This is a genomic window from Actinomadura rudentiformis, assembly GCF_008923185.1.
GTDB lineage: Bacteria > Actinomycetota > Actinomycetes > Streptosporangiales > Streptosporangiaceae > Spirillospora > Spirillospora rudentiformis.
Map to the genome: position 1 here is coordinate 242,924 of NZ_WBMT01000010.1, position 25,557 is coordinate 268,480.

General features: G+C 68.5%; 20 protein-coding genes. 9 read left to right on the forward strand and 11 right to left on the reverse strand.

Features of this window, described 5'->3' with window-relative positions; translation table 11 throughout:
• Genes F8566_RS22435 through F8566_RS22465 form a run of 7 tightly spaced genes read right to left on the reverse strand, consistent with a single transcriptional unit; the run spans position 1 to position 7,562 of the window.
• Positions 1-843: an LLM class F420-dependent oxidoreductase gene (locus F8566_RS22435; RefSeq protein WP_151562899.1), complete on the reverse strand. Its 843-nt coding sequence runs from the start codon at positions 841-843 to the stop codon at positions 1-3.
• 14 nt (positions 844-857) lie between these two features.
• A complete protein-coding gene (locus F8566_RS22440; protein ID WP_151562901.1) occupies positions 858-2,423 on the reverse strand; it encodes a type I polyketide synthase in 1,566 nt (521 codons plus the stop codon).
• 10 nt (positions 2,424-2,433) lie between these two features.
• Complete coding sequence (locus tag F8566_RS22445) at positions 2,434-4,134, reverse strand: fatty acyl-AMP ligase (protein ID WP_192809806.1); 1,701 nt, start codon at positions 4,132-4,134, stop codon at positions 2,434-2,436.
• On the reverse strand, positions 4,131-4,790 hold the full coding sequence (locus tag F8566_RS22450) for a class I SAM-dependent methyltransferase (protein ID WP_151562906.1): 660 nt from the start codon (positions 4,788-4,790) through the stop codon (positions 4,131-4,133). Before F8566_RS22450 ends, F8566_RS22445 begins: the two co-directional genes overlap by 4 nt.
• Positions 4,787-6,172: an amidophosphoribosyltransferase gene (gene purF / locus F8566_RS22455; RefSeq protein WP_151562909.1), complete on the reverse strand. Its 1,386-nt coding sequence runs from the start codon at positions 6,170-6,172 to the stop codon at positions 4,787-4,789. The genes F8566_RS22450 and purF overlap by 4 nt, the downstream gene beginning before the upstream one ends.
• A complete protein-coding gene (locus F8566_RS22460; protein ID WP_151562911.1) occupies positions 6,169-6,675 on the reverse strand; it encodes a hypothetical protein in 507 nt (168 codons plus the stop codon). The genes purF and F8566_RS22460 overlap by 4 nt, the downstream gene beginning before the upstream one ends.
• Complete coding sequence (locus tag F8566_RS22465; protein ID WP_151562913.1) at positions 6,672-7,562, reverse strand: hypothetical protein; 891 nt, start codon at positions 7,560-7,562, stop codon at positions 6,672-6,674. Before F8566_RS22465 ends, F8566_RS22460 begins: the two co-directional genes overlap by 4 nt.
• 231 nt (positions 7,563-7,793) lie before the next feature.
• Between F8566_RS22465 and F8566_RS50050 the strand changes: the two genes are divergently transcribed.
• Complete coding sequence (locus F8566_RS50050; protein WP_225993429.1) at positions 7,794-8,288, forward strand: BlaI/MecI/CopY family transcriptional regulator; 495 nt, start codon at positions 7,794-7,796, stop codon at positions 8,286-8,288.
• A 19-nt stretch (positions 8,289-8,307) separates the two neighbouring features.
• Positions 8,308-10,110: a helix-turn-helix transcriptional regulator gene (locus F8566_RS22475; protein ID WP_151562918.1), complete on the forward strand. Its 1,803-nt coding sequence runs from the start codon at positions 8,308-8,310 to the stop codon at positions 10,108-10,110.
• Here F8566_RS22475 and F8566_RS22480 read toward each other — a convergent pair.
• Genes F8566_RS22480 through F8566_RS22495 form a run of 4 tightly spaced genes read right to left on the reverse strand, consistent with a single transcriptional unit; the run spans position 10,104 to position 17,891 of the window.
• Positions 10,104-15,230 (reverse strand): type I polyketide synthase, encoded by a 5,127-nt coding sequence (locus tag F8566_RS22480; RefSeq protein WP_151562920.1) that lies wholly within the window; start codon positions 15,228-15,230, stop codon positions 10,104-10,106. The two genes, F8566_RS22475 and F8566_RS22480, sit on opposite strands and share 7 nt — an antisense overlap.
• Entirely contained in the window at positions 15,227-15,898 is a 672-nt protein-coding gene (locus F8566_RS22485; RefSeq protein ID WP_151562922.1) for an isochorismatase family protein, read from the reverse strand. The genes F8566_RS22480 and F8566_RS22485 overlap by 4 nt, the downstream gene beginning before the upstream one ends.
• A 26-nt stretch (positions 15,899-15,924) precedes the next feature.
• Positions 15,925-16,713 carry a 2,3-dihydro-2,3-dihydroxybenzoate dehydrogenase gene (locus tag F8566_RS22490; RefSeq protein ID WP_318836432.1) on the reverse strand — a complete coding sequence of 263 codons (789 nt, stop codon included), beginning with the start codon at positions 16,711-16,713 and terminating at the stop codon, positions 15,925-15,927.
• The gene (locus F8566_RS22495) at positions 16,710-17,891 is read right to left on the reverse strand and encodes a 3-deoxy-7-phosphoheptulonate synthase (protein WP_264159383.1); all 1,182 of its coding nucleotides are present in this window, start codon (positions 17,889-17,891) and stop codon (positions 16,710-16,712) included. Before F8566_RS22495 ends, F8566_RS22490 begins: the two co-directional genes overlap by 4 nt.
• 279 nt (positions 17,892-18,170) lie before the next feature.
• On the opposite strand from F8566_RS22495, the gene F8566_RS22500 reads away from it, so the two are divergent.
• The 7 genes from F8566_RS22500 (at position 18,171) to F8566_RS22525 (ending at position 25,488) form a co-directional block, all read left to right on the forward strand.
• Entirely contained in the window at positions 18,171-20,165 is a 1,995-nt protein-coding gene (locus F8566_RS22500; protein ID WP_192809808.1) for an anthranilate synthase family protein, read from the forward strand.
• Positions 20,155-21,207, forward strand: a complete 1,053-nt coding sequence (locus F8566_RS22505; protein ID WP_151562928.1) for a ketoacyl-ACP synthase III family protein — start codon at positions 20,155-20,157, stop codon at positions 21,205-21,207. The genes F8566_RS22500 and F8566_RS22505 overlap by 11 nt, the downstream gene beginning before the upstream one ends.
• Positions 21,204-21,452 carry a phosphopantetheine-binding protein gene (locus F8566_RS22510; protein ID WP_151562930.1) on the forward strand — a complete coding sequence of 83 codons (249 nt, stop codon included), beginning with the start codon at positions 21,204-21,206 and terminating at the stop codon, positions 21,450-21,452. The genes F8566_RS22505 and F8566_RS22510 overlap by 4 nt, the downstream gene beginning before the upstream one ends.
• Positions 21,449-22,936 (forward strand): amidohydrolase family protein, encoded by a 1,488-nt coding sequence (locus tag F8566_RS22515; RefSeq protein WP_151562932.1) that lies wholly within the window; start codon positions 21,449-21,451, stop codon positions 22,934-22,936. The genes F8566_RS22510 and F8566_RS22515 overlap by 4 nt, the downstream gene beginning before the upstream one ends.
• The gene (locus F8566_RS22520) at positions 22,936-23,973 is read left to right on the forward strand and encodes a ketoacyl-ACP synthase III family protein (protein ID WP_151562934.1); all 1,038 of its coding nucleotides are present in this window, start codon (positions 22,936-22,938) and stop codon (positions 23,971-23,973) included. Before F8566_RS22515 ends, F8566_RS22520 begins: the two co-directional genes overlap by 1 nt.
• Positions 23,974-24,146: 173 nt before the next feature.
• Positions 24,147-24,281, forward strand: a complete 135-nt coding sequence (locus F8566_RS52325) for a hypothetical protein (protein ID WP_264159384.1) — start codon at positions 24,147-24,149, stop codon at positions 24,279-24,281.
• A complete protein-coding gene (locus F8566_RS22525; RefSeq protein ID WP_151562936.1) occupies positions 24,259-25,488 on the forward strand; it encodes a GAF domain-containing protein in 1,230 nt (409 codons plus the stop codon). Before F8566_RS52325 ends, F8566_RS22525 begins: the two co-directional genes overlap by 23 nt.
• The last annotated feature ends 69 nt before the right edge of the window (positions 25,489-25,557 follow it).

Consider the following 25,557-nt stretch of genomic DNA (forward strand, 5'->3'; position numbering starts at 1 on the left):
TCAGGGAACACTCTTGATCACGTCCACATACCAGTCGAGCAGGTCGAGGGTCTCCACCCGGTCGAGCGAGGGCAGCACGAACAGGCAACGGCTGACCCCGATCTCGGTGTAGTAGGCGATCTCTTCCTCGTCGGCCCCGGCGCCGACCAGCGTGACGGGGACCGGACCGCGCCCCGCTTCCGCGGCGCGCTCGTTCAGCTCCTCGATGCGGTCGGCCAGGCCGTCCCCCTCCCGGGCCAGCCACGGCATCCACTCGGCTTCCAGGTCGAGCACACGGTCGATCGCGCTGGGCCCGTCGACACCCAGCAGGATCGGAGGATGCGGTTTCCGCACGGGCTTGGGAAGGGAGACGATCGGGTCGAACTTGACGTACTCGCCGGAGTACGACGCCTCGTGCTCGGTCCAGATCTGCTTCATGGCGCCCAGGTAGTCGCTCAGCCGCCCCATCCGGGTGCGGGGATCGACCCCATGGTTGAGCATCTCCTCCCGCATCCAGCCTGCCCCTGCACCGAACAGGAATCGCCCGCCCGACACCACGTCCAGGCTGGCCACGGTCTTGGCCAGAATGATCGGGTCGCGTAGCGGCACCTCGCAGATTCCGGTTCCCAGCAGGAGCCGCGACGTGCCGGCGGCCATGGCCGCCAGCATCACGAACTGGTCGAGCCCCTGCATCGCCTCAGGCACCACCTTCATCCCGGTGGGGAAGGGCGTCTGGATGTCGACCGGCACGTGGGTGTGCTCCGGCACGAAGATCGAGTCGAAGGCTCGTTCCTCGAGCGCCCGGCCGAGCTCTGCCACCTCGGCCGGTGCGCCGCCGCCAAGCGTCAGTACGCCGAATTTCATGTCATGCCTCGCCTTCAGCAGAAGTTCTCAAGGACGGCGTGGGCGTTGGTGCCGCCGAATCCGAAGGAACTGACCCCGGCCAGGCGTGAACGCCCGTTGACGGGCCATCCGGTCACTTCGGTGGGCACCTGGAGGCCGAGATCCGGCAGGCTGATCCGGGGATTGGGCTCGGCGTGGTGGATGGTCGCCGGGATCCGGCCGTGGTGCAGTGCCAGCACCACCTTGATCAGCCCGGCGATGCCCGCCGCCGCCTCAAGATGCCCGAGGTTGGACTTGATCGACCCGATCAGCAGCGGATCCTCCGCCGGACGGCACCCGCCGAGCACCGTTCCCAGGGCCGACGCCTCGATCGGATCGCCGAGCGGGGTGCCGGTTCCGTGGGCTTCGACATAGCCGACCTCCATCGGATCGACTTCCGCAGCGGCGTAGGCGCGTCGCAGCAGATCCTGCTGTGCACCGGGGCTGGGAGCCATCAGACCGTTCGATCTGCCGTCCTGGTTGACCGCTGATCCGCGGATCACGGCGAGCACCCGGTCACCGTCACGGGCAGCATCGGCGAGCCGCTTGGCCACGATCACCCCGCAGCCCTCGCTGCGCACATAACCGTCTGCGTCGGCGTCGAAGGGTTTGCAGCGGCCGTCGGCTGCCATCGCGCCGGACTGGTCAAAGCCTGCCGTCGGACCTGGCGACAACAACAGATTGACGCCGCCGACGATCGCCAGGTCGCAGTCCCCCGACAACAGGTTCTGCCTGGCTGCGTGCAGCGCCACCAGCGATGAAGAACACGCGGTGTCGATGGTCAGGCTCGGTCCGCGCAGATCGAGCAGGTAGGACAGGCGGTTGGCGATGACGCCCGGTGCCGATCCAGTGAGCGTCCAACCATTGACGTCCGGCAACTCCTCCAAGCGCTGCCGCCCGAAGTCGTCGCCGCACGCGCCCACGAAGACACCGCTCCGGTCGCCGGCGAGAAGCTCGGGCGGGATGCCCGCGTGCTCCAGCGCCTCCCAGGCCACTTCGAGGAAGATGCGCTGCTGCGGATCCATTTCCGCGGCCTCGGCCGGAGCGATCCCGAAGAAGCGTGCGTCGAAGCCGGTGACGTCGTCGAGGTAGCCGCCGAAGGGCGTGGTCCTGTCCACGACCGCCGCTGCCGCTGCCGATCGGCTCCGGTAGCCTGCCCAGCGCTCCGCCGGCACCTCGCTGATCGCATCTCCGCCCGCGCACAGGAAGCTCCACAGGTCGGCCGGAGAGCCGATCCCGCCCGGCAACCGGCAGCCGATGCCGATGACTGCGATGGCTCCCTGGTCACCCTGATCTCCTGCTGGCCCCGGGCGCGCCGGCAAGCCGGGTGAGGCCGCTTCCTCGCCCTCAAGATGGGCGGAGAGCAGCCGTATCGTGGGGTGCTCCCAGAGCATCGTGTCGGGAATGTCGCGGCCGAGATGATCCGCCAGCTCGCCCGAGATCGCGACAGCGTCACGGGAGCGCAGGCCGTACTCATCGAATGGCCGGTCCACATCTACCTCGGCAGGACTGGCCGCGGCATACGAGGCCACTCGTTCCACCAGCCAGGTGCGCAGATCCATCGTGTCCTCCTCACACCCGACGCGCTGCCAGCCGGCCCGTCCGGTACATCTCGCGGCAGGTGCCGCGCCGGAGCTTGCCGCTGGAGGTCTTGGGAAGGGTTCCGCGCCTGACGAAGACGACGTCGTGAACATCGACGTCATGCCGGGACACCACCGCCCGGCGGAGCCGGGCGTGCTGCGCGTCCAGCTCCCCCGTGGTGTCCGGCCGCACCTCCGCGACGATGACCACCTGCTCTTCGGCGCCGGTGTCGATCCCGAACGCCACCACATGGCCGCTGCGGACCGCCTGGCTGTGGTCCTCGACGGTCGACTCGATATCGACCGGATGGTGGTTGCGGCCGTCGACGATGATGAGATCCTTGAGCCGCCCGGTGATGAACAGCGACTCTCCGTAGAAGAACCCGAGGTCCCCGGTACGCAGCCAGCCGGATTCACCGTCGAGGCGTGCGCCGAACACCTCGCCGGTTCGTTCACGATCGTTCCAATAACCGTCGCAGACGTTGCCTCCCCGAACCCAGATCTCACCAACGCGGTCCGGTGCCAGGGTCTGGCCGGTCGCGGGGTCCACGATCCACACGTCCTGCCAGGCGGCCGCACCGCAGCCCACCATGGTGTGCCCGTCAGGATCGTCCGCCGCGGTGCGGCGCACCCTGCCGGCACCCAGCTCTGCGCGGTCGAACGCCGCGACCAGCGGTTCGCGGTCGGGCCCGTTGCCGGCGACCATCAAGGTGGCCTCGGCAAGGCCGTACGCGGGCGTGTGCGCTGCGGCCCGGAAGCCGTACGGCGCGTACGCCTCGGTGAAGCGCTCCAGCGAGCGGGCCCGGACGGGTTCTGAGCCGTTGGTCAGGCACCGCAGCCGGGAAAGGTCGAGCCCGGCCCGCCGGTCCGCGGGTATCCGGTCGACGCACAGGTCGAGCCCGAAGTTGGGACTGACCGTGTGCGTCGCGCCATGCCGGCTGATCAGATCCAGCCAGCGCCTCGGCTGCTGGACAAAGGCGAACGGAGTCATGTGCACAGCCGGCATGCCGATCGCCAGCGGCAACGTGATGGCGTACACGAGTCCCATGTCGTGGAAGAACGGCAGCCAGCTGACGAGCGATGAGGCCGGGGTGATGCCGAACCGGCTCGCCAGCTGGTCGACCGCCACCTCCATGTTGCGATGGGTCACCCGTACGCCGGCCGGATGGCGGGTCGAACCCGAGGTGTACTGCAGGTAGGCCGTCGTGTCGCGGGGTGCCAGCGGTTTCCACGGAGCGGCCGCATCGAGCTCGAACTCGTCCGCGTGGATCAGTCGGAGGGAGTCGTCGAGACCCAGCTCCTCAGGCGTACGGCCCGCCGGCTTGACCGTGATGGCCGCCTCGCATTGGGCGTCGGCGATGGCAAGCGCAAGACGGTCACCGTGCCGGAAGGCCTCGGGCATGAAGAGGGGCACCGCGATCACACCGGAGTACAGGCAGGCCAGGAAGCTCGTGACGTACTCCGGGCCGGTCGGGCACAGGATCGCCACACGGCTGCCCGGCGCCACGGTTCCACGCAGCGCGTTCCCGAGTGTGCGGACCCTGGTGTCCAGGTCGCCGTAGGTCAGCGGCTCCAGACGGCCATCACCACCACCGGAATGGTCGACGAAGGACATGGCGATCTGGTTCGGCCTGGCCAGTGCCCTGTCGTGCACTGTTCCGGCGAGGCCGCCGTCCCAGTCAATCCTGTTCATGACTTGGCCTCCTTCGCTCCTCGCAGAGTCGCCACACCGCCGAAATAGGGGGAACTGGCTGGTGGCCGAGGCCATGGACGAACCTGGTAGTGCGAGACGCAGAGCTCGAAGCCGAGGCTCCGCATCCGCTCCAACGTCCGCCGGTTGGGACGGCAGCCGAACAGCAACCGCCGCATGAGCGGGGTGAGCAGGTCCTGGATCGAGCCGCGCAGTCCCTCGCCGCGCACATGCTCGAAGAACACCAGCCGGCCACCGGGCTTGAGCACCCGCCTGATTTCGGTGAGGGTGCCGTCAAGGTCAGGGACCATGCACAGCACGAGCGTGCACACGACCGCGTCGAAGGACCCGTCAGGGAAGGGCAGCCGCTCACCGACCGCGTCGACGACCTCTATCGGCGAGGAGGAGTCGTCGAGCTTGTCGTGCAGCCGGCCTCGCATCGTGGGTGACGGCTCGACCGCCACGACCTCAGCCGCCGACCGGTAGTGCGCGAGGTTCTCGCCGGTTCCTGCGCCCACCTCCAGAACACGCCCCGTGACAGGACCCAGCAGGTCAGCCCTGATAGGGGTGATGGCGCGTTCGGCCGTTGCGGCGATGCGATCGTAGTTGCGCGCCATCCAGCGGGAGGCGCGTGTCTCCTGATAATCGACCTGGGTCATGAGGTCTCCCTTGCCGCCACCGGAACGTCGGTCGGGTAGCGGCCTGTGAAACAGGCGTTGCAGTACTCGGCCGGGTCTCCGCCGACGGCGTTCAGGAGCCGGTCGAGGGTGAGGAAGGCGAGGCTGTCGCAGCCCAGCCGGGCATCCAGCTCGTCGAGTGACACATTGGCCGCCAGCAGCTCGGCCCGCCGTCCGGTGTCCATCCCGTAGAAGCACGGCCAGCGGTAAGGCGGTGAGGCGATACGCACGTGGACTTCACGGGCTCCGGCCTCACGCAGCATCTCCACGAGCGAGGACATGGTGGTCCCGCGTACGATCGAATCGTCCACGAGCACGACGTTGCGTCCGGCGACGGCCGCGTGGACGGCGGCGAGTTTCCGCCGGATCGCGTGCTCGCGCGCCGCCTGGCCCCTGGTGATGAACGATCGGCCGGCACCGGGGTGGCGGACCAGTCCTTGCACGATGGGCAGTCCGGTCTCGAACGCGTACCCGTCGGCTGCGACCCGGGCCGTTTCCGGAGCCGCGACGACGACGGCGTCTCCGGGCGGTGGTGCGTCCTGGCCCAGCGCACGACCAGCCCGATGGCGGGCCTCGTACACGTCCAGGCCACCGAACTCGGAGTCGGTCCGGGCGAAGTAGACATACTCGAAGAGGCATCGCGCGGTTCGCGTCCCTGCCCCGGGGAGCCTGTCGCTCTGCACGCCGTGTGCGCTGACTTCCAGCAGTTCACCGGGTCCCAGGTCGCGCACGGGTGCGCCGCCCACAGCCCGGACCGCGGCCGGTTCGGATGCCAGCAACCACGTCTCGCCGAGCTTGCCCAGGCACAGAGGATGGAAGCCTTGCGGGTCTCGCACGCCGATCAGGCGTTCTCCGTCGGAGAGCACCATCGAGTACGCGCCGACGAGTTCCGGCAGGGCCTCGCGGGCCGCGGTGGGCAGCGATCGCAGTCCGTCGGCCATCGCGGCGTGCAGGAGCCGTGCCATCACCTCCGTGTCGGTGAGCTCGTCGGGTACGGCGACCCCGAGCTCTCGCGCGGACGCGTGCGGTTCCACGAGCGTGCCGTTGTGCGCCACGGCCACCGGACGGCCCGGACCGTCCGAGTCGCCGACGATGATGGGCTGGCCGCCCTCGCGTCCGTTCCCCGAGGTCGCATAGCGAACATGGCCGAGGGACCCTGCTCCCCTCGGCAGCCGTTCGTCAGGGAAGGCTTCGGGAACGGTCCCGGGTCCCACCCGCTTGATGAGACGACCCTGGTCCATCACCGCGATCCCCGCTGCCTCCTGGCCCCGATGCTGCAAGGCGATGAGCATGGATCGCACGAGGACAGCCGGGTCGTCGCCGCCCCAGGCTCCGGCCACGCCACATGCTTCGCGGAGCGTCATCGGCGATCACCCCCATGGGCGAGCCAGTCCCCGAAAGCCTCCAGATCGGGCAGGATCAGGGACGTGCACGCGAGCACGGCCAGGTTCTGGCGCATCTCCGTGATCGCGACGACCGTCCGCCCCGCCAGGCAGGCGCTGTGCATCTCGACCGCCGTTCCCATGCTCGGCTCGTGCTCGGGCAGCCAGGCCACGCATACGTCGCTGGCGGCAGCGGTCCGGGCGAGGCGATGGAAGGTGTCGATGAGAGCGGCAAGGCCCGGCCCTGCCTTGTCCCGTTGGACGATCGGCCGATCAGCGAGCTCGGCGTGTTCCCGGCGGATCATGTCCTCCTGGGCGCCGATCCAGTCGCGCATCAGGTCGAACGGATCATGGACCACGGCGTCGGGCCGGTATCGGGCGATCTCGGTGCGCAGGGCCGCTCGATAACCCTGGTCGGCATAGGCGGCTCCGCTCCGGGCCCCTTGCATGACTCCGGCGAGGAAGAACGACTGCGCGGCGCTCATTCGCTCACCGCCGAATACTCCGGCCAGACGCGATCGAGCGGCGCGGCCTTGTCGTACAGGGCCGCCGAGTCCATGACGAATTCGATGAGGTCCGCCGGAGCGCAGCCGATCGTGTCGGCCATCGGTTCCAGGTCCCGGTCGAAGCCCGCGCTGCCGTACGGGCTGACCGCTCCCTGGTTGTCCTTGGTGATCAGGTGCGAGCGATCGACGAGCTGGTCCCGCGGGCGGCCGGGGAAGGGCAACACGACTTCGCGCATCTTGCGGTCGTCGCGATGGACGGTCCTGATGGAGAGGTTGTTCTGCATCGGCGAGACCAGGATCCGGCGCATCAGCCCGTCAGGAGGCGGCACCGGCAGCATGGACCCCGGGCGGAAGGTGTAGGCCCGATAGGGCGCGTAGTCCTCGCGGCAAGGTCCGTACCGCAGGTACTCCAGGCGCAGCGATCCATCCAGCGTCCACCAGGTGCCACGCAGCCGCGACGGAGCGGGCTCGCCGTTCCGGCCCTCCCTGATCGGATAGGCGTCCACCTCCGCCCGCACCACCGAATCGACGGCATCGGCTCGTTCCAAGCGCAACGGAGCGACATGGGGCATGTACGGATCGAGCACCGTGATGGCGGCGGAGTCGACGTAGAGAGCGGGCACGTGGCCGCCCGAGACCATGAACGTCGCGGTGGCACCACCTCGCTCTTCGACCCGCCTGGCGACCTCGAACGCCTGCCAGCCGCACCCACGCCCCCACCGCCACTCGAGCGGCTCACTCCCGTAGAACTGCTGGAGCGAACCGGCGCTGCTGTAGGGCACCTCGCGGATCACCTCGTCCAGCACCTCGGCAAAGATCGCAGAGTCGTCCCGCAATGGCTTGCGCGCATACTGGTTAATGCGCATATTGCCACCCTCCATGACCGGGCAAGCGTGATATCAATTTGGCCGATAACCGCCAAGCTAACACCGGCAAACCAGTGACTCAACTTCTACAAATATGTCGCACTAACAGACTGTGCCAAGGCACCTACAGTGCGTAGGAGAAGGCTAGAATTGTTCGATCTTGGTCACCGAGATCGTTCCAGAGTGGGTCGGTTTAGCTCGCTTCTGAGCGGGTACCGGCGCCACGCACTCATGGCATACATATGCCCCGTGGGGGTCCGGGAAGACTTGTGCAGCAAGGCTTCTAACCCTGTCCCCTCCCCCCGTAAGGTAGATGGCGCCGCACAGACAGAACCATTACCACTGGAGGTGAAGAGAGTGCGGGGATCTCTTGAGAAAGCAATTCTCCACGTTCTCTGGTCGACCGACCAAGAACTGCGGGGGCAAGAAGTCCTCGATCAATTCAACCGGACCCGCCACGAGCCAATCGCCTATCCGACGGTCATGACCGTACTCAAGCGCCTCATCGAAAAGGGAGCCGTCGTCCGGCGGAAGAGCGGCCGCGCCTATATGTACCGGCCCACCTGCGGCGACCCGGTAGGCCTGGACGTGCGGCGCGTCCTCAAGGCCCACGGCGAGGAGGCCGTCGCGCGCTTCGTGGAGCAGGCAGCAGCCGATCCCGGTCTGCGCACCCAACTCCTCACCCGGGTGAATGAGCACCGGGCCGACTGCATGCACCGCTCGTAGGAAACACGGGGACCTGGCGATGCCGATCCACAGCGAAAATCCGCGTTCCGGGCAGCGGCGTGAAAGACAGGAGGATCTGTCGGAACGCGGGCGCCAGCTGCTGCGCGTGGCAGCGATGCTGGGGCTCGCGTTTCGCATCAGTGACGTCGCCCATCTGCTCCAGGAGACGGCCGCCACGCTCTCCCCCGTGGTGGACGAGGCACTGCGCAACGGCGTGCTCCGCGACCAGGGGGAATGCCTTGTGTTCAGCGATCCGGCAACGCGCCGGCGCGTGTTGGAGCAGACCCCCTCGGCCGTTGTCCATGCGCTGCGCTCCGATATCGACCGCATGCTCGGCGGCGGCGCCGGCCCACCCGTGGTCGTCACTCCGACCCTCGGCGAGATCCTGCGTGACTACGCACCGGAGAAGGCCCCGGCCGTCGTTCGCGGGCTCGCGCTCCGTAAAGGCCCCGCGGCAGCCGAAGCGGTTGTCGCTGAATTGCTGGGCAGCGGTGGCTCTCAGCCAGTGGACGCAGAGATCGGATGCGTTGCGGCGCACGTGCTGCTGTGGTCGGGCCGGCCAGGGGAAGCGCGTGATCTGGCCGGGCGTGTACTCAAAGCCGGCGCGGCTCGACCGGCCGTGCTCGACCAGGCTCGTGCTGCCCAGTTGCTTGCGCAGCACGTCCAGAGTGGGCCCCAGGCTGCCAAGCATCCGCCGAGCGCTCTGGACGACCGCTGCAGGTCCGCCAAGGCGGCAGAGACCGCGGCGAAGATCGTGCGAGCCGATCTCTGCTGGAATGATGGAAAGCTCAGTGATGGGCTGCGGCTGGCTTGCGAGGCGGCTGAAGAGGCGAGCGGGACACCGTCGGCCTGGCTGCTGCTCCCCTGGCTCAGCGACATCGACAAGCTCGTGGCGGTCGGACACTCAGACGCTGCCGGGTCAGCATTGCGTCGAGCCATGCGGACCATCGAAGCCGACATGTTCCACGCACACGCCGGGCTGTTCGAGACCAAACATGCGCACATGCTCCTGCGCGACGGCCAGTTGGCCGCCGCCGCTGAGCGGGCGAGCACAGCCATCACGCTCTGCCGCGAGGCAGGAGCGTCGCTCGTGGCGGCGCGGGCTCTGGCCGCGTTGGCGGGCATTGCCTTGCGCCAAGGGGATCTGCAGTCCGCGTCCGGCTACATAGCCGAATACCGCGCCGCACAGGAGGCGTCGGCAGCCTTGCCGTCTCCCCAGTACGACTGGATCGAGCTGCGGCTGATCGCAGAAAGGGACGGACCGCGTGAGGCGCTCAGGCAGCTTCGCGGACGGCTCAGAGGGGTGACCGACTCGGCCGCCGTCTTCGCCGAGGAGCCCGGGGCCGCCGCCTTCCTGGTCAGGCTGAGCCTTGCCGGGGGTGACAGGGGCCTCGCGGAGCAGGCGGGCGCTCGGGCGGACCAGCTCGCCGCCGCTCACCCGCAATTCCCGGTGCTGACCACCACGGCCGCCCATGCCAGGGGGCTGCTCGACGGCAGCCGGACGCAGCTGGCTCGTGCCGCGATCGACCATCAGGACACCTGGGCGGCGGCCTGCGCCGCCATGGATCTGGAATCGCTGCCTCCCGTCGACGGGCCCGGCCCGCCCATCGCGGCGGAGCCGTCGAGGGCGGGCCGGGCTCCCTGGTCGAAGCTGACCGAGCGGGAGACGGCTGTCGCACAGCTGGCAGCCGAGGGTCTGACGAACCAGCAGATCGCCACCCGGATCCGGGTTTCGCCGCACACGGTCAACTACCACTTGCGCGGCGTGTTCCGTAAGTTGAACGTCCGCTCGCGGGTGGAGCTGGCTCGGCAGGTTCATTGAGGCTGAAGCTCCTTCTCCGCCTCGGCCAACTGCTCGGCGAGATAGGCGGCGACCTCCGTCACGGTCGGATGGGTCCACAGCAAGGTCGTCGGGATGTCGATCCGCAGCCGCTTCTCCAGCCTCCGCCGGATGCCGACCGTCATCACCGAATCAAGCCCCAGTTCCGGCAGCGGGCGCCGGATGTCCAGGTCGGCAGCCGGCAGCTTGATCTCGGCGCTGACCTGGGCGGCGACCTCGTCGACCAGGCGCTCCCTGGCCTGCTCGGCATCCAGGCCGGCCAGCAGGTCGGCCGCGTTCACCTCTCCGCCGTCGGCACGTTCGAACTCGAGAAGGCGCAGGATCGGCCGCACCCGCGCCCCCGCCTCGATCGGCGTGGTCGGCATCACCGCGAGGTAGGGCTCGTCCAGCCTCGCGGCGGCCTCCCAGGCCTGAAAGGCCTCGGCGGGGGTGATGTCACCGACGCCATGGTCACGCAGTTCCTGGTCGACCGCGTCGTTGGCGGCCATGCCCATGCCCCGCCACGAAGTCCAGCCGAGGCTGACCGTGTCGGCACGCCGGTGGCGGGCCAGCGCGTCCAGGAAGGCATTGCCCGAGGCGTAACCGGCCTGACCGGTGAGGCCGAGCAGCAGGCCGTTGGAGGAGAAGAACACGAGGAAGTCGAGCGTGCCCGGCGGGAACGTCTCGTGCAGGGCCATCGCTCCCTCTGCCTTCGGGCGCATCACCGTACGGAGGGACTGTTCGTCCAGGTCGTGAAGCAGCCTGTTGTCGAGCACGCCGGCTGCGTGCACCACGCCTCGGACCGGTGGCAGATTCAGAGCCTCGTTGTCGCGCAGCTGCCGGGCCTGCTCTGGATCAGCGATGTCCAGAGCGAGCACGCGAACGCTGACGCCGAGGGCCTCGAGCGCACGCACACCGTCGGTACGGCGGCGCACCGCGGGATCGGTCGCGTCGTCCCAGGAATCCCGCGGCGGCAGGCCGGTGCGCCCGACCAGCACCAGGTGCCGCGCCCCGCGCCCGGCCAGCCAGCCGGCGATCTCCAGGCCGAGGACGCCGAGCCCTCCCGTGATCACGTACGTGCCGTCCGGATGGCAGGTCAGCGGAGGGCGGCTGGGCTCGTCTGTGACGGGCATCAGCCGGCACGCCTGAACCTGCCCCGACCGGACGCTGACCACGTCCTCTGCCGGCCGGGTGGACACCACACTCGCGAGGATGTCGAGATCGCTGTCGCTGGGTCCGCGATCAAGATCGACCATGCCGCCCCAGACTTCGGGGTGCTCCCCGGCGATGATGCGCCCCAGCCCCCACAACGGCCCCTGGGCGAGGGCAGACTCGTCGGCGACTTCGCGAACGTCCGTGGTCACGGTCCAGAGGCGCGATCCCGCGTTGGCCTCGACAAGCAGTTGGGCTGTGCGGGCCAACCTCCACGTCTGCTGGAGTGCGTTCTCGGCGATGTTCGCATCGCCGATGTTCTCGGGCAGGATGATCACGTCGGCGGCGCCGGTCGTGGTCACCTCAGCGGGGTCGAGCGTCCTCGTGACATCGATGCCCGAATCCTGGAAGTGGCGCAGCAGCCGGTCGGCCAGGTCGGCAGTACCGCCGACCAGAGTCACTGGCCGTTGCGCCTGCGACGCCTTTTCCACCTCGATCCGCTCCCATTCGAGGCGATGCAGCAGGCGTGCGGGGTCGTTCGGGCTGCCCGGGTCTCCGCCGAGCAACGCGAAGCGCAGCCCAGCCATGCGGGCGACCGTCCGTCCGGCGCGGTCGGCCACGGTCACGTCGACCACGTCGTCGCCACGCAACCGCACCTCCACCAGGGCTCGCGCCGGCGGCTCACCGCTGACGGCGAGTTGCCGAAGGTAGGACGGCATCCGCAGCTGCGGTTCGCCAGGGAACACCAGCGGCACCACCGTCAGGATCGCGTCGAACAGTGAAGCCCACGTGGAGTTGTCCGTGGTCACGGTGGCGAGCACGCCGCCCTGTCCGGCGACCAGGCGCTCGACCTTCCAGTGGAATCCAGTGTCGGCGACACCGATCTCATGGAGCCGTGCCAGGACAGAGCCGGGATCACGTCGATCTCGATGGCGCGACAGAGCGCCCTCCAGATCGAACCGTCCACCGGCCGATGCGCCCCCGGTCCCGACGGCAGCCGTGGTGTGCGTGACCCACGAGGCGCCGGCGCCCTCCCGGCCCTCGCCTGCGAGGGTGCGGGAAGCCAGCCGGACCACGCCGTCCTGATGGACCACCTGGATCTGCTGCGGCTGTGTCACGAAGACCGGTGTTCGCAGGCTGATGTCGGTCAGCGCATCCGCGCCCGTGGCCTCCAGGAAGGTCGTGAACAGCACCGCCGCCGGCATGATCTCGACGCCGTGAACGGGGTGCGAGCCGGGGTAGGGGCGCGTGTCCTGGTCGAGATACGTTTCCCAGACCCGCAGGGACGGTGCTCCTGCCACGGCGATGGGCCTGCCGAGCAGCGTGTGGGTGTCCACGTCGTGGCCCTGCACCGATGCCGAGGTCATGGCCGACGGCACGTACCAGAAGGGCCGATGCTGCCAGGCGATCAGTGGCAACGGGGCCAGTTCACCGGCTGCACGGGCTTCCCACCGGACCTGGCCGCCCTGGCAGTGCAGATCGGCGAGGCTTCCGAGGAAGGTCTCTCTTTCGGGCTTGTCACGGCGCAACGTCGTGGCGACTGTCCCGTCCCGTACGGCCGCGTCGTCGAAGGTCTCGCCGATCGAGTGTGCGACGACCGGGTGAGCCGAGATCTCGAGGAAGACCCGGTGGCCGTCTTCGACGGCGGCTGAGACGGCGTCGGCGAGCCGCACCGGGTTGCGCAGGTTGGCGGCCCAGTAGCCGCCGTCGTGCCGTGGCCGTGCCCTCGGATCGTCCAGCGCGGTGCTGTAGAAGGGCAGGACGGGCTCGGCCGGGGGCAGGTCTTCGGCTGCGGCGGCGAGCGCGTCGAGGAGTTCGTCCATCTGAGGACTGTGGAAAGCGACATCGGACGCGACAGGCTTGACGACGGCGCCTTCGGCCTTCCATCGGTCGCTCAACTCCTGGACCCCGGCGACTTCACCGGAGATGACCGTCGAGTTCGGAGACGGCCAGATCGCGGGCACCACGTCGGCGCGGCCGTTGAGCTGCTCGCTGACCTCTGCGAACGGCAACGAGACCATCGCCATGGCACCCTTGCCCGCCACCCGGCGCAGCAGTTTGGACCTGCGGCAGATGAGCCGGGCACCGTCGTGCCGGTCGAGGACCCCGGCGGTGACGGCCGCCGCGATCTCACCGACCGAGTGCCCGATCACCGCGGCGGGACGGACGCCGTACGACCGCCAGAGCCCCGCCAGGCCGAGCTGCATCGCGAAGATCATCGGCTGAACACGGTCGACCCCGCCGAGGTGCCCGGATTGCAGAACGTCCCGCGGGGTGAAGCCGATCTCTTCGGCGAACACTTCCCCGATGTCGTCGATGACCTCCGCGAACACCGGCTCGGCGGCCAGCAGTTCGCGCCCCATGCCGCTCCACTGGGAACCGTGTCCGGAGAAGACCCATACCGGATCCTGCGGCGGGATGGTCTTGGCACGGACCACGTCCTCTTCGGTCAGTTCGCCGAGTCTCGTCTCCAGTTCCGACCGGTCCTCTGTCACCACCGCCGCCCGGTACGGCAGGTGTGTCCGCCGGGTCAGCAGCGTATGGGCCACATCCGCAAGATCGTGGCGTCGTCCGTCACCGGCAAGCCAGTGAGCCAGCCGCTCCGCGTTCGCGCGGACGGCCTTCGGCGAAGCCCCGGACAGCGCGTAGATCGGCACTGGAGGGGCGGTTTCCCGGTCCTCTGTCCGGGCTTGCTCCGTGGCCTGCTCCAGGACGAGGTGGGCGACGGTTCCGCCGTAGCCGAAGGACGAGACTGCGGCGCGGCGTGACATCCGGTCGGTCGGCCATGGGTGCGCCTCCTTCACGACCTCCAGGCCGCACCGTTCCCACTCGATGGCCGGGTTCGGCGTCGTGAAGTTGACGGTGGGCGGCAGTTCGCCGTGACGGAGCGACATGACCGCCTTGATGACCCCGGCCACTCCCGCTCCCGCTTCGAGGTGACCGATGTTCGACTTCACCGAACCGATCAGGCAGGGACGCGCCGTCCCCGGCCTGCCGTAGACGGCGCCCAGCGCCCCGGCTTCCAGCGGGTCACCCATGCGAGTGCCGGTTCCATGTGCCTCGACGTAGTCGACCGTGTCAGGCCGGACACCGGCGCGGTCCAGCGCACGGCGCACAACATGCTCTTGGGCTTCGCCGCTGGGCGCCATGATGCCGTTGGTCCGCCCGTCCTGATTGACTGCGCTCCCCCGGATGACGGCGAGGACCCGGTCGCCATCACGTTCCGCGTCGGCCAGCCGCTTGAGGATCAAGAGGCCGCAGCCCTCTCCACGCCCGTATCCGTCGGCGGTGGCGTCGAAGGACTTGGAGCGTCCGTCTGGCGAGATCGCGCCGGCCGCGTCGAGCACCATGGTGAGGCCGGGTCCGGCTATCAGGTGCACGCCTCCTGCGATCGCCAGCGTGCTCTCTCCTGCGGCGAGGCTGTTGCAGGCCAGGTGGATGGCGACCAGGGACGACGAGCAGGCGGTGTCGACGGCCAGGCTCGGTCCGCGCAGGTCCAGCATGTACGAGACCCTGTTGGCGACGGCGCACATGCCCGCGCCGATGCCGGTCCACGCTTCGATGTTCGGCAGGTCCTCGAGCATCTGGCGTCCGTAGTCATCAGAGCCGACGCCGGCGAAGACTCCCACATCGGTGCCGGCCAAGCCCGAGGGCGGGATACCGGCGTCCTCCAGGGCCTGCCATGTGACTTCGAGCATGATGCGCTGCTGCGGGTCCATCATTTCCGCCTCGCGCGGCGTCACTCCGAAGAAGTCGGCGTCGAAACCGGCGGCGTCGCTGATGAAAGACCCTTGCCGGGTCGCCTGCCGCAGCACGGGCCCGTACCGCGCCTCGTACGGCTCCCACCGTCCGGCCGGAACGGGGCCGGTGGCCTCGCCGCTCGCCATGAGGAACTCCCAGAGTTCATCGGGCGAGTCGATCCCGGCAGGCAACCGGCAGCCCATCCCGACGATCGCGATCGGTTCCGTCATGAGATGGCTCCTTCCACACCCGCAGGGTGCCGATCGTTGATCGAGGCGAGGACGCCGGAGGTCAGAGGGGTCCCGGCACAGCGTTCGGCTGCGTACCACAACGCGAGACGGTGATACTCCTCGGTGAAGTCGGCGATCGCGTCCGCCACGAGGAAGGTCTCGATGTCGTGGCTGAAGGCGTCGCATGCTGTGATGAGGCAGCCCACATGTGCGTAGATTCCGCAGACGACGAGCTGGTCACGTCCGGCCCGGACCAGGTAGTCGAGCAGATCGCTGTTGTGGAAGGCGCTGTAGCGCCACTTGGTGAAGATTCGTTCGCCAGGGGCCGGGGCCAGTTCGTCGATGATGGCCCGATGGTCCGGATCGGCCGACATCCCGGCACCCCAGATGTCCTTCAACAAACCCCGTTGTTCGTCGGACATCGATCCGGGCTGAGCGGTGTAGGCGACTGGCACGTTCATCTCCCGGCATGCCTGAAGCAGCTGCCGTACGTTGCGGACCAGGTCGGTCACTGGGGGAACACCCTGGGGGAAGAACCGGACGAAATAGCGCTGCATGTCATGGATCAGCAGCACCGCTCGCTCCGGTCGAACCGCCCATGGTGCCGTGTTCTCTGGTACGTCGTGGGCACGGGGCATCGGGTAGCTCGGGATTTCGGGAATGGGCATTATTGGCACCTCCGGTCGAGGTGGCTTCAGCCGCCTAGCGCGGCTCCGCCGTCGACGAACAGGTTCTGCAGAGTGATCTGTCCCGCCCGGTCGGACAGCAGGAACACGACCGCAGCCGCCACGTCCGCCGGGCTGGCGACCTTGCGGAGCGGAATGCCGATCCGGTGGTTTCCCGGATCACCCGCTATCGCCGCGCTGATCGCGTCGCCGTTCGCATGGAGGCTGTGGAGCATCGGAGTATCAGTGGAACCCGGGGCGACGATGTTGCAGCGGACCTTGTAGGGGGCGAGCTCGAGGCCAAGGCACCGTGTGAACGCGATGGCGGCGGCCTTGGAGGCCGCGTAGGCGGCCATGTGGGTGCGCGGAACCGTCCCCGCGTTGGACGCGACGGTGACGATCGCCCCGCCCTCCCGGCCGACCATCTTCTTGGCGACGGCACGGCAGACGTGGAAGACACCGTCGTTGTTCACCGCGAACGTCGCCCGCCAGGCGTCGTCGGTCTGCGACAGGACCGGTGCCGGATGCAGCACACCGGCCGCATTGACCAGGTAGTCGATCTGGCCCAGTTCTTCTTCGACCCGATCGACGACGTCGTCCACCTGGCGGCTGTCGGAAACATCCACCTGATAGGGAATGATGTTGACCCCGTTCTTGCGCAGGGGTTTGACAATGGGCCGCAGACGCTCGCCATCACAGTCCAACGCGGCGATGGACGCACCGGCATCGGCCAGGGCGTCGATCAGCGCGACCCCGATGCCACCGGCCGCGCCGGTCACCATTGCCAGCTTGTTCTCGAACTCCGACTCGGTCGTCACTCCGGCCTCCCGGGGGTCTGTGCTGACACTCGTGCCGTCGCCGCGTTCCACGCGGCAGCCACCTGGACCGCTTGTTCGGGGTTGAGTCTGGGATCGCAGGCGGTCGTGTAGCAGACGTCCACCCGGCCCACGAACTGATCGTTCGGAACGCATTCGGTCACCGGCGCGGGGGTGGCTTCGAGGTGGAGCCCGCCGACGATGCCGCCGACGGCGCCGACGATCGCGGTGAACTGCCGGACCTCGCTCACGATCCGCTCGAGGTATCTCGTCTTGCGCCCGGCCGGGGTCGTCACCGTGTTGGCGTGCATCGGGTCGCACAGCCAGATGGCAGGATGACCCGCCGCTCGCACAGCGTTCACCAGATCTGGAAGACGGCTGGAGACGTCCTCGGCTCCCAGCCGTGCGATGAGGGACAGCCTGCCCGGCTCGCGGAGCGGATCCAGGATCGCGCACAGTGCGACGAGCTCGTCCACCTCGGTGGTCGGACCTACCTTGCACGCGACCGGATTGGCCACGCTCGCCAGCAGCCTGACATGCGCTCCGTCGGGCTGCCGGGTACGGTCCCCAACCCAGGGCCAGTGGGTCGATGACAACAGCAACGCGCCATCGAGCCGACGCCTCAACAGGGGCAGCTCATAGTCCAGGAGCAGGGCCTCGTGACTGGTCCAGACGCTGGGTTCGCCGCCGTCGCGAGGTTGATTCCTCAAGAAGGTCATGGCTGAGGCAGCCGCGTGGTAGCAGGTGAGCAGGCGTACCGGGTCGGGCCGCCGCATGCCTGGCTCGGGCTGCGGACTGTTGATCGCGTGCCCGCGAAAGACCGGGATCTCTGTATCGCCCAAGCGCTCTACCGATGTCGACCGGGGCTTACCGAACTGTCCGGCGAACCGTCCGACGTGCACGACCGGAAGGCCGGTCCCCCACCGCATCACCGTGGCGAGCTGGTGCAGGAGCGAGATTTTGGGCATCAGCTCGTCCGGTGCGCACTCGCTCGGGTCCTCCGCACAGTCACCGGCCTGAATGATCTGCCGTCGCCCGTACGCCACGTCGGCGAGCAGCATCCGCAGGCGGTTCACCTCGTCAAAGCCGACCAGCCCCGGCATCTCGGCAAGCTCTGCACGCGCCCTGGCGACCTGCACCGGGTCATCCCACTTGGGCTGCTGCGCAGCCGGCAGTGGCAACCATCGGGCTATCTCGAGACCGGACAGGGATTCATAAGCCGCGTTCTGACCATTTCCCGTCGCTGGCCGCGCTGGCAATGGGCCTCCCAGGCAGTACGAATAAATGAGCTTGGTCAGCAAATCTAGTTCGCCTGGCAGAACGGAGGTACTACTCGTTCGAGTAGTACACGGTGATCAGTAAGTTCCTCACCCACACAGACGTGCAGTAGCGACGTGCCGTCCCTTTTGCCAATGTCGAGAACAGCGTTCTCCTGACCACGAGAAGGGATTGGTGTGCGCGTGGCGAGGGACCTTCGAAGCCTCATCGATCGCCTGGGCTCCGGCGTCGCGGGCCCGTTCGCTCTGCTCCGCCGGGCGAGCGATCCCGGGAGGGTGGACGTCCTGACCGGCACTATATGCACGGTCAGGAAACTGGCCGACCTCCCGTCTGCTGGCCCGTCTGCTGGCCCGTCTGCAGGCCCGTCCGCAGGCCCGTCGCGCGGCGTGTCCCGGCACGAGATGCTCGTGCTGATTCCGTACCGGCAGATCACCGAACGCGGCTTCGCCTGCCGCGATGACGGCGAGCCGATCCGGGTCCTTACCGTGGCCGAGCAGGACTGCGTGTACACGGCCGACATGGTCGAGTCGTTGCCACAAATACCGGTCCGCCTCCGAGATGGCCATTTCGACATCGACGACGACGGCTATGCCGAGCTCGTCGGCGACGTCCAGGCCAAGGAGATCGGCAGCGGCCAGGGCTCGAACTTCGTCATCCACAGGTCGTTCGTGGCGACCCTCGACGACTACACCCCGGCGCAGGCGCTCGCGGTCTTCCGGAGGCTGTTGGCCGAAGAGACGGGGGCGTACTGGACCTTCGTCGTCCACACCGGCGACCGGACCTTCGTCGGAGCCAGCCCGGAACAGCACGTCGGTCTGCAAGGCCGCACCGTCACCATGAATCCCATCAGCGGCACCCACCGGTACGGGCCGTCCGGCCCTTCGGTCGACCAAACCCTCGATTTCCTCACTGATCGCAAAGAGGCCGACGAGCTCTACATGGTGGTTGACGAAGAACTGAAGATGATGGCGGGAATATGTGATCCAGGAGTGCGGCTGCATGGGCCGCGACTACGCGAAATGGCGCGGTTGGCGCATACGGAATACCTGCTCAGCGGTCATAGCAAGGCTTCTGTTCAGGACATTCTCCGAACCACGATGTTCGCGCCCACCGTCACCGGCAGCCCGTTGGAGAACGCCTGCCGGACCATCAGCCGCCATGAGCCGTTCGGCCGTGGCTACTACAGCGGAGTCGCGGCACTGATCGGCATCGATGACGCCGGTGACCCCACGGTGGACTCCACGATCCTCATCCGCTGCGCCGACATTCACGACGATGGCCGGCTGCGCGTCGGCGTCGGCGCGACGCTGGTGCGCCACTCCGACCCGCGATCCGAAGTGGCCGAGACAGAAGCCAAGGCGGCCACGATCCTCAACGCGTTCCGCGGGGAGGACGACCTCTCCGGTAGCACGCCAAGCCCTCAGACTCCTTGCGTCGGCGCCGATCCCGCCGTCCAGAAAGCACTACGCCGGCGCAACGACACACTTGCACGCTTCTGGCTGGGCCAGGAGGTGCCCGCCAGAGCATCGCTGGTATCCCGGCTGGCCGGGAAGCGGGCGCTCATCGTGGACGCGGAGGACACCTTCACATCCATGATCGGGCATCAGCTCCGCGCGCTGCAGCTCGAGGTCACGATCCGCACCTACGACGAGCCGTACACGCCCGAAGACTTCAACCTCGTCGTCGTTGGACCGGGTCCCGGTGACCCCTGCGACGACCGATCCAGGAAGACGAGACGGATACGACACCTCATCGGGGATCTGCTGCGGCGACGACGGCCCTTCCTCGCCGTCTGCCTCGGGCACCAGGTGCTGTGCCGGGAACTCGGGCTGACGGTGTCCTGCCTGGATGTGCCCAACCAGGGCCTCCAGCGTGAGATCGAGCTGTTCGGACGGCGGACCCAGGTCGGGTTCTACAACACCTTCATGGCCGGAGCCGAACACGACCGCTTCATCAGTCCCGCGGCCGGCGGCACCGTGGAGGTCAGCCGCGACGGCGACACCGGGCAGGTGCACGCCCTGCGCGGGCCCGGCTTCCGGTCCATGCAGTTCCACGCCGAGTCGGTCCTGAGCACGGACGGCATCACGATCTTGGGCGAGTCGCTCGCCGAGCTTGTCTCCGCACAGCCCGAACCACCTTCCGACACCAACACCCGGGAGTACCGACATGCGCATTGATGACATGTATCTGGCCGGTATCGGGGTCTACGTTCCCGAACAGGTCAGCACTGACCAGGCCGTGGAGCGCGGCTGGTACGACCCCGCCGACCAGGAGGCCAGTGGAATGCTGGCGGTGACCGTCGCAGATGAGACGCCCGCCCCCGACATGGCGATCAACGCCGCACGGCAAGCGATCGAGATGTCCGGCCTGGAGGTCGATGACTTCGCCGGGCTCTTTCACAGCAATGTGCACTACCAGGGTCCGGACGGGTGGTCGGCGCATCACTACGTCCTCCGCAAGACTCTGGACACGCCGGTTCCGGCGATGGAGCTACGCCAGGGATGCAACGGCATGCTCGCGGGCATTCAGCTCGGCACCTGTTATCTGCGTGCCGTCCCCGATCGCACGGCTCTGCTGCTCACCTCGGGAGACAACTTTTCCACGCCGGCGGTGGACCGCTGGCGTTCCTCCAAGCGGTTCATCCTTGGCGACGGTGGTGCCGCTGTGGTCGTGGCCAAACACGGCGGGTTCGCCCGGATCGTCGCCGCCGCTTCGCAGTCGAACCCCGAGATGGAGGAACTCCATCGCGGTGGCGAGACGCTCTTCCCGCCCGGCATCACGCTCGGGCAGAAGATGGACCTCGAAACGCGGATGGAGTACTGGCGCAAGCAGTGGGCCAGCGGGGTCACTCCCCCGATGGGACACATGGGTGACCTGGTCCGGGGCGCCGTCGACACCGCTCTCAACGACGCCGGGATGTCCCTGTCCGACATCACCCGGGTCGCGCACGTGCATTTCGCCGCCGAAGCCCTCCGCGAGATGTACATGGACCCGCTCGGCATCGACGAGGGCAAACACGGCACCTGGGAATTCGCCCGCCGCATGGGACACGCCGGAGCAGTCGACGCGGTCGCAGGACTGCATCACCTCTGGACCAGCGGCCAGGTCGGCGAGGGCGACCATGTCCTTCTCCTCGGTGCCACTCCCGGGATGGAGGCCGGCTGCGCCATCGTCGAGATCCTCCAGTCGGCGGACCAGCGGACGGAGGCCCTGAAATGATCACCCGCGACTCGGTCCAGGAGGCCGTGGCGGAACGGCTCGACTCGCCTCCGGCGCAGATTCCCGGAGACACCAACCTCGTCCAGCTCGGTCTGACCTCGCTCGACCTGATGGCCCTCGTGAACGGCTGGCGCCGCCAGGGACTGCCGGTCGTCTTCCGCGAACTGGTCCGCGAACCCACCGTGGACGGCTGGTGGCGATATCTGGAAGGCCTCCAAGATGAGCATGCGGAGGTTTCACCGTGACCTCGTCAGGCTTGCTCGTCGAAGGCGGATTCGTCTACACCGCCGACGAGCACCACACCATCCTCCCTTCAGGGTCCGTCCTCATCGTGGACGATCGGATCGTCGCCGTAGGCGACCGTGTGGAGGTGGCCGGCGCGCTCGCACGGTTGCCGGCGGAGGCCGGCGACCGGATTCAGCGCCTGGACGCCGAGGGCATGGTCGTCCTGCCCGGATTGGTCAACGCCCACTGGCACGAGATGTTCGCGCTGCGCTTGCCCTTCAAGGGAGCGCTGCGCGATCCCTCCGATCGCGACGACGCAGCCGGGTTCATGGCGCATGGCGGGGACATCCCCCGGCTGTCGCTCGCCTTCGACTCGTTCTCCCATGTCAGCGAAGGCATGACCGAGGAGGAGGCCGACGCGATCGCCCGCTACTCGCTCTGGACGCAGCTTCGATCGGGCACCACCACCGTCGGCGACGCCGGGTCGCTGAACCGGCCAGACCGGATCGCCGCGGCCGCACAGGCTCTCGGCATGCGCGCCTCGATCACCACATGGGCCAGCGACGCCGTCTGTCCGCCCGGTGAGAACGAATACCGCCGCACCCGCGATGCCGACGCGGTGCTGAGTCGCACCGAAGAGCTCCTTCAGCGGTATCCCGCCGAGCCTGGCGGCCTCGTGCGCTCTGCCGCATCGGCCTTGTACGTCACCAACCTCTCCGACGAGCTCGGCCATGGGTTGCGAGACCTGGCGCAGCACTACGACACACCGTTCCTCACCCATGTCGGCGCGCTGCGCAACGAACCCGAGGCCGTCCGGACCTACTACGGCGCCACCTCGGTGCGCAGGCTGGACGACCTCGGCCTGTTGTCCGAGCGGCTGATGGCCATCCACTGCGCGTTCGCCGATCACGAGGAGCGCAAGCGCCTGGTGGCGTCGAACGCTCACATCAGCCACTCACCGGCGAAGTACGGCAGCACCGGCGAATCGACCATGAGCGAGACGAAGACCATCCCCGAGCTGATGAGGTCCGGGCTCGACGTGTCACTGTCGACCGACGGGGCGTCTCTTCCGATCGGCGGTATGCCTGAGGCGATGACTGCCGCATGGCAGCTGCACAACGAGATGGCCGCCGACCCGTGCCACCTGCCGCCGACCCAGGCGCTGGCGATGGCGACCCGGCTCGCCGCGCGCGGGCTGCGTTGGGCGGACGAGATCGGCAGCCTGGAGAAAGGCAAGCAGGCCGACCTCATCCTGATCCCGGCCGACGACTGGCGCTACCTGCTCAATCCGCGTCCCTTGGAGGCGTTCTTGACGCTGGGCGGCTCGAACGACGTGGACACGGTGATCGTGGCCGGGAAGGTTCGCCTGTCCGGCGGGCACCATCCCGAGTTCGACGAGGCAGCGATCACCGAGCACTACCTACACGCCCTGCGGTCGTTCTCCGCACGGCAGCTCGATCTGGATGAGGCTGTCCTGGCGCGAGTCTTCGACGGGAGGTCGTGATGCGACCCGATGTCTACATCGCAGGAGTGGGCGGCTACTTCCCGAAAGCCGTACCGGTCGACGAAGCAATCGCCAATGGCGACTACAGCACGCAGGCACAAGAACAAACGGGTCAGCGATGCGTCGCGATGGCCGGCGAGGACGACACGCTTCCGACGATGGCGGTTCAAGCCGGCAGAATCGCGCTTGACCGATCGAGGCACGCACCCGACGACGTCGGCCTCCTCCTGCATGCGGCGACCAGCTACAACGGCCTGGACGGCTGGAACATCGGTTCGTACCTCCAGAAAGAGATCCTGGATGGCGCCGGCCTGTCCTTCGAAGTCCGGCAGTTGTCCAACGGCTCCGTTGGTTCGATGGAACTGGCAGCCCGGTACCTGGCAGCCACCCCCGAGACCCAGGCCGCGATGATCACTGCCGCTGACCAGTTCACAGCTCCGTACTGGAACCGCTGGACCAGCAACATGGGCATGGTCTTCGGCGACGGCGCCAGCGCGGCCGTGCTCTCGCGGCGCGGCGGCTTCGCGCGCGTGCTATCGGTGGTCACCGAGACGGCGCCGGAGCTCGAACCGCTGCACCGCGGAAGCCAGCCCTTCCAGCCAGGCCCGGCCGCCGACCAGTTCCCGGTCAGCCTGTGGATGCGCAGCCTGGAGTGCTACGACGAGATGGACCCCGACGACGTGGCCGAACGCATGGTCCGTGGGCTGTGCGCCTCGGCGAGCAGCGCGGCCGAAGAGGCCGGGATGGCGGTCGGCGACGCCGCCCGCTATGTCGTCCCCAGCTTCGGCCGGGAGCTCGTCGAAAAGGAGTGCCTCGGGCCCCTGGGCCTCGACGTCGACCGCACAACGTGGGACTGGGGAATGGACGTCGGACACTGCGGGACCGCCGATCACTTCGGAGGTCTGAGCCATCTCGCCGAGACCGGCCGCCTCAACCAGGGCGACAGGGTGATGCTGATCAGCGTGGGAGGCGGTTTCAACTGGACGAGCGTCGTTCTGGAGATCTTGGAGAGCCCGGATCACTGGGCCGAAAAGTGACGCAGGCAGGACGCACGAGAACGGTAAGCCCGATCACATGCCGGGTCTGAACAGGCGGCAAGGGTCGCAGCGGATTGCATGGAGATGGAACGGTCCGAGCTGATGTGTGGCCACTGTCACCTGCACGACCTATGCTGCGGGCATCACCCGTTCACGCTGCGGGAGGTGAGGCCGTGCGCGTGCAGGGAGCCATCCGCCCCGAGATCAGCCTGCCCGAATACGCACGCGAGCTCGTCCACGATGCCGTGTCCGGCCTCCGCACGATCGCCGGGCGGGAGGAAGCCGATGGCGCCACACGGCCTGCGTGACCGGCGGACGCGGCTGGTCCGCGAGTGGGGTCGGCTGGTGGACGGAGACGGCTCGCCGGTGCGGCCGCGTGACCCGGACCTGCGGGCCGAGATCGCCGCGTCGTGGGACCGGTCGCGGATCGTGGTCGACCCGCACCGCGACTGTGCGCCCGCCGACCTCGACGCGGCGGAGCGTTGGCACACGTCGGCGCTGGCCGGGCCCGTCGGCGAGATGGCAGGCGAGCTGCGCTCCATCGCCGACGACGCGGGGTTCGTCGCGGCCGTGACCGACGCCGAGGGCACGATCCTGTGGACGTACGGCGGACGGGTCATGCGGCACCGCGCCGAACGGGTCAACTTCGCGCCGGGCGGCCGGTGGGACGAGACCGCCATGGGCACCAACGCCCCCGCGCTCGCGCTGCGCGACCGCCGCCCGGCCACGGTGTTCTCGGCGGAGCATCTGGTCGAGGCTCTGCACGGCTGGGTCTGCTATGCCGCGCCGCTGCGCGCTCCTGACGGACGGGTGCTGGGTGTGCTCGACCTGTCCAGCACCTGGGATCGTGCGCACCCGATGGTGATGCCGACCGTGCGGACGCTCGTGGCGGGCATCGAGGACCGGTTGGCCCGGTTGCCGCCCACCGTGCTGTCGCCCGCCCTGTCCGCACCGCGCGTCGTGCTGGAGTGCCTGGGCGGCGGACGGGTCGTACGGGACGGCGCCGCCCTGCCGCTGCGCCCTCGGCAGCTGGAGATCCTCGCCCTGCTGGCGCTGGAGCCGGACGGCTTCACACCCGACCGGCTGCGCGAGGCTCTGCACGGCGACCGGCACGTCTCCGTCTCCTCACTGAAGGCGCAGGTCTCTCACCTGCGCAGCGCGCTCGGCGGAGCCCTGGCCCAGCGGCACTACGTGCTGACCGAGCCGGTCAGCTGTGACGCCTCCACCGTGCTGGACGCTCTGGCCCGCGGCGACACCGCGACGGCCGTACAGCGTTACACCGGCCCATTGCTGCCCGAGTCCGAGGCCCCCGGCATCGTGCGGTGGCGCGACTACCTGGAGGTCGCGGTCCGCAAGGCGGTCCTGGCCTCGCCCGCACCCGAGCACGCGCTGGAGTACGGCGACCGGCACCGGCACGACCTGGAGATCCACCAGCACGCGCACCGGCTGCTGGCTCCGTCCGACGGCCGCCGCGGGATCACAGCGGCCCGCATTGACGCCGCCCTACGCGCTTGAGCCGCCCGCCGCGCTTGAGCCGCCCTCGCGCTTGAGGCGCCCGCCGCGCGGCTGACGGGCCGGTTCGCC

Bases quoted from the DNA above. Each gene is read 5' to 3' on its own strand.
- F8566_RS50050 (WP_225993429.1), top strand. From the start codon at position 7,794: ATGGCATACATATGCCCCGTGGGGGTCCGGGAAGACTTGTGCAGCAAG.
- F8566_RS22435 (WP_151562899.1), bottom strand. From the start codon at position 843: ATGAAATTCGGCGTACTGACGCTTGGCGGCGGCGCACCGGCCGAGGTG.
- F8566_RS22440 (WP_151562901.1), bottom strand. From the start codon at position 2,423: ATGGATCTGCGCACCTGGCTGGTGGAACGAGTGGCCTCGTATGCCGCG.
- F8566_RS22475 (WP_151562918.1), top strand. From the start codon at position 8,308: ATGCCGATCCACAGCGAAAATCCGCGTTCCGGGCAGCGGCGTGAAAGA.
- F8566_RS22465 (WP_151562913.1), bottom strand. From the start codon at position 7,562: ATGCGCATTAACCAGTATGCGCGCAAGCCATTGCGGGACGACTCTGCG.
- F8566_RS22525 (WP_151562936.1), top strand. From the start codon at position 24,259: ATGGCGCCACACGGCCTGCGTGACCGGCGGACGCGGCTGGTCCGCGAG.
- F8566_RS22480 (WP_151562920.1), bottom strand. From the start codon at position 15,230: ATGACGGAACCGATCGCGATCGTCGGGATGGGCTGCCGGTTGCCTGCC.
- F8566_RS22505 (WP_151562928.1), top strand. From the start codon at position 20,155: ATGCGCATTGATGACATGTATCTGGCCGGTATCGGGGTCTACGTTCCC.
- F8566_RS22445 (WP_192809806.1), bottom strand. From the start codon at position 4,134: ATGAACAGGATTGACTGGGACGGCGGCCTCGCCGGAACAGTGCACGAC.
- F8566_RS22460 (WP_151562911.1), bottom strand. From the start codon at position 6,675: ATGAGCGCCGCGCAGTCGTTCTTCCTCGCCGGAGTCATGCAAGGGGCC.
- F8566_RS22485 (WP_151562922.1), bottom strand. From the start codon at position 15,898: ATGCCCATTCCCGAAATCCCGAGCTACCCGATGCCCCGTGCCCACGAC.
- F8566_RS22520 (WP_151562934.1), top strand. From the start codon at position 22,936: ATGCGACCCGATGTCTACATCGCAGGAGTGGGCGGCTACTTCCCGAAA.
- purF (WP_151562909.1), bottom strand. From the start codon at position 6,172: ATGACGCTCCGCGAAGCATGTGGCGTGGCCGGAGCCTGGGGCGGCGAC.
- F8566_RS22450 (WP_151562906.1), bottom strand. From the start codon at position 4,790: ATGACCCAGGTCGATTATCAGGAGACACGCGCCTCCCGCTGGATGGCG.
- F8566_RS22510 (WP_151562930.1), top strand. From the start codon at position 21,204: ATGATCACCCGCGACTCGGTCCAGGAGGCCGTGGCGGAACGGCTCGAC.